The organism is Saccharothrix hoggarensis (assembly GCF_042678885.1).
In the GTDB taxonomy this organism is placed as follows: domain Bacteria; phylum Actinomycetota; class Actinomycetes; order Mycobacteriales; family Pseudonocardiaceae; genus Actinosynnema; species Actinosynnema hoggarensis.
The window spans coordinates 1-3498 of the sequence record NZ_JBHTLK010000392.1 but is presented as its reverse complement, the minus strand read 5'-3'; the positions used below and the strand labels follow the sequence as shown (position 1 = coordinate 3498).

Below are 3498 nucleotides of genomic sequence, written 5' to 3'. Positions count from 1 at the left end.
GGCCAGGCCGCCCATGGACCCGGCGCCGACGATGAGGGCCTTGCGGCCGTCGAGGCCCGCCGCGCCGCCCGAGGCGCGCCGCAGCGCGTCGTCCGCGTCCCGCAGCGCCTCGGAGACGACCGACGCGCCGGCGTGGTCGATGTCGGTGTCGGTGTGCACGCGCTTGCCGACCCGCAGCGCGTGCTGGACCAGCTCGTGCAGGGTGCGGCCGACCACGCCCGCCTCGTCGGCGGCGTTGTAGGCGTTGCGCAGCTGGCCCAGGATCTGGGCCTCGCCGACGACCATCGAGTCGAGGCCGCCCGCCACGGAGAACAGGTGCTCGACCGCGGCGGCGGAGTAGTGCACGTAGAGGTGCTCGAACAGCTCGGCGGGCTCCGCGCCCGCCTGGCGGGCCAGGACCTCGACGACCTCGTTCATGCCGCCGTGGAACGTCTCGACGACCGCGTACACCTCGACCCGGTTGCAGGTCGACAGCAGCACGGCCTCGGACACGCTCGGCGACTTCAGCAGCTGGTCGAGGACCTTGCCGCGGTCGGCGTCGGCCACGGCGACGCGTTCCAGCACGGGAACCGGGGTGGTCCGGTGGGACAGACCGACGACGAGCACGCTCATGCGACCGCCACCACCGTTCGGCTCACTACCCGCACGATCACGGGCGAATCACCACCCCGTCCACACCGATGCCGTTGACCACGTCACTGGCGGCTTCGTCAGCCCGCCGCGCGACGTGGAACGACAGGATCTGCATCTCGACCGCCAGGTCGACCTTGCGCACTTCGACGTAGTCCGGCACTTGGAGCACGACGGGTGCGAAGTTCAGGATGCACTGGACTCCGGCGGATACCAAACGGTCGCAGACGGCCTGAGCTGCCTGCGGGGGTGTCGCGATGACCCCGATCGACACCTCGCGTTCCGCGCAGACGGACGTGATGTCGTCGATGTGGTCGACCGGGATGCCGCCTACCGGCACTCCCGTCAGGTCGGGGTCGATGTCGAACAGCGCGGCGACCGGGAAGCCCCGGCTCGGGAAGCCGCCGTAGTTCGCCAGCGCGTGACCAAGATTACCGATCCCGACGACCGCCACGGAGTGCTTGCGGGTGAGGCCGAGGATGCGCTCGATGTGGCTCACCAGCACCTCGACGTCGTACCCGACGCCGCGCGTGCCGTACGAGCCGATGTAGGAGAGGTCCTTGCGGAGCTTCGCCGAGTTGACGCCGGCCGCGCCCGCGAGTTCCTCGCTGGAGATGGTCGTCACACCCTGCTCGGCCATGCCGGAGAGGACGCGGAGGTAGACCGCGAGCCGCGCCACCGCCGCCTCGGGGATCGCGCGTGCCCGCTCCCGGACGTCGGCGGGCGCTTCGGCCCCGTCCCGGCTCGCCCCGTCCCGGCTCGACCTCTCCGGGCTGGACCCGACCGGCCTGGACCCCGCTGGGCTGGACCCTTGTGGGCGGGTCACGACACCGTCACCCTCGCCCCGCTGAGCCGCCACGCTGGTACTCCTCGACATCCGTCGCACTGACCCGCCGGGTACCGCCACCAGCGGAGTGATGCGCCCACCGTACCGCTTGTGAACGCTTGCACAAAGTTGATGCGCCGGACCCCGGCGGCTTCGTCAGCTCGGGTGACGGCGTGGTGCTCCCCCATGGACATCCCCCCGTCGAACAAGTGAGCCGCGCCGCCCCGTGGATACGGGGGACGCGGCTCACCATGGGGTGAATCCGTGCGTCAGCTCACGCGGCGGGCGGCGTGAGGACCTTGCCGATGACGAACACGGTGGCGTTCGCGGTCGGGATGTTGCCGCACAGCACCGGGGCGCCGTTGACGGTCATCGTGTCGCCGCTGCCGGCGATGGTGAGCTTCTGGCCGAGCAGGCTGTCCACCGAGCCGGCGCCCTCCAGGCCCTTGGCGTCGTAGCGCGTGCCGACCACGTGGTACTTCAGGATGTCGCCCAGCACGGCCGGCTGGCCCGCCAGCTCGGCGAACTTCGCGTCGCCCAGCTCGGCGAACGCGCCGTCGTAGGGCGCGAACACCGTGATGGCCTTCTGGCTGTTCAGCGTGTCGCCGAGGCCGGCCGCGCCGACCGCCGCGACGAGCTTGGTGAGCAGCGGGTTGTTGGACGCGGCGGTGGCGACGGGGTCGGTCACCATGCCCTGGAGCGAGCCCTTGTTCGCGGGGTCGCTCGGCACCTGGGCGCAGCCGGGGCCGAACACGTCGGTCGTCTTGGTCACGCCGTCGGCCATGGCGGTCTCGGAGGGGGTGCTCTCCGGGGTGGTGGGCGCCGCCTCGGTCGTCGTGGTGGCGCCGCCGCCGGACGACGCGGTGTCGCCGCCGCCACCGCAGGCGGCGAGCGAGAGGGTGGCTGCGGCGATGGCGCCGACGATGGCGAGCTTGGGGTTCCGCACTGGGATCACTCCTCGGTGTTTACCTTTTCGGTAGTCACTAAGACCTTCGGCGTGACTGACGATCCGGTTCGACCCACTTCGGAAAAACCTGTCCGAGCGTCCTAGCGCACCGTGAAGAAGATCGAGTGCCACCCGGTCGCGCCGTCCGGGATCGGGGCGAGCCGGGCCTGCGGCTGGGTGAGCCCGGCCTTGTCCGTGGCACGTGACTCGATCGTGTGGCCGCCCGCGGGGAGGTCCAGCTCGACCCGCCACATGCGCCACGTCGAGCCGTTGACCTCGGCGGACAGCGCGGCGGTCCGCCACGGGCCGCCGTCGACCCGCACCTCCACCTTCGCCACGCCGGTGGGTTGCGCCCACGCCACGCCGGTCGCCACGACACGGCCGGACACCGTGGACAGGCCCTCGGGGCGGTCGATCCGGGACATCACCTTCACCGGGGCCTTCTGCGCCCAGTCGCGCTGCAGCCAGTACGACCGCTTCGCCGCGAACGTCGTCAGCTCCAGGTCGACGACCCACTTCGTGGCCGACACGAACCCGTACAGGCCGGGGACGACCAGGCGCGCGGGGAACCCGTGCTCCAGCGGCAGCGGCTCGCCGTTCATGCCCAGCGCGATCAGCGCGCCCCGGTCCTCCTCCAGCACGACGTCCACCGGCGACCCGGCCGTCCAGCCGTCGACGCTGGTCGAGAACAGCTGGTCCGCGCCGTCGCGGACACCCGCCTCCAGCAGCACGTCCCGCAGCGGCACGCCGACGAAGTTCGCGGTGGAGATGTACGGCCCGCCGACCTCGTTGGACACGCACACCATGCTGACGGTGCGCTCGACCAGGTCACGGCGGCGCAGGTCGTCGTAGCGGAGGTTCAGCTCGCGGTCGACCAGGCCGTGCACGCGCAGCACCCAGTCCTCGGCGCGCAGCCGCGGCACGCTCAGCGCCGTGTCGACCCGGTAGAAGTCGGCGTTCGGCGTGAGGAAGCGGGGCGTGCCCTCGGCGGCGAAGTCCGCGCCCGCCGGGATGGGCGGCGCGGGCGTGGCGGGCTTCAGCTCGCCGACGGCCCGGCGCGACGCCTCCACGTCCACCCGGCCGCCCAGGAACTGCC

At 72.0% G+C, this 3498-nt stretch carries 4 protein-coding genes; all 4 read right to left on the bottom strand.

Going from position 1 to position 3498, the window contains the following annotated elements; all coding sequences use genetic code 11:
• On the bottom strand, positions 1-612 hold a 612-nt coding region (hemA, locus tag ACFQ3T_RS35340; RefSeq protein ID WP_380730286.1), incomplete at its 3' end, for a glutamyl-tRNA reductase.
• 37 nt (positions 613-649) lie between these two features.
• Positions 650-1489 (bottom strand): redox-sensing transcriptional repressor Rex, encoded by an 840-nt coding sequence (locus tag ACFQ3T_RS35335; protein ID WP_380730284.1) that lies wholly within the window; start codon positions 1487-1489, stop codon positions 650-652.
• A 241-nt stretch (positions 1490-1730) separates the two neighbouring features.
• A complete protein-coding gene (locus ACFQ3T_RS35330) occupies positions 1731-2402 on the bottom strand; it encodes a fasciclin domain-containing protein (protein WP_380730282.1) in 672 nt (223 codons plus the stop codon).
• Between the two features lie 101 nt (positions 2403-2503).
• The coding region (locus ACFQ3T_RS35325) for a molybdopterin-dependent oxidoreductase (protein WP_380730280.1) at positions 2504-3498 on the bottom strand (995 nt) is incomplete at its 5' end.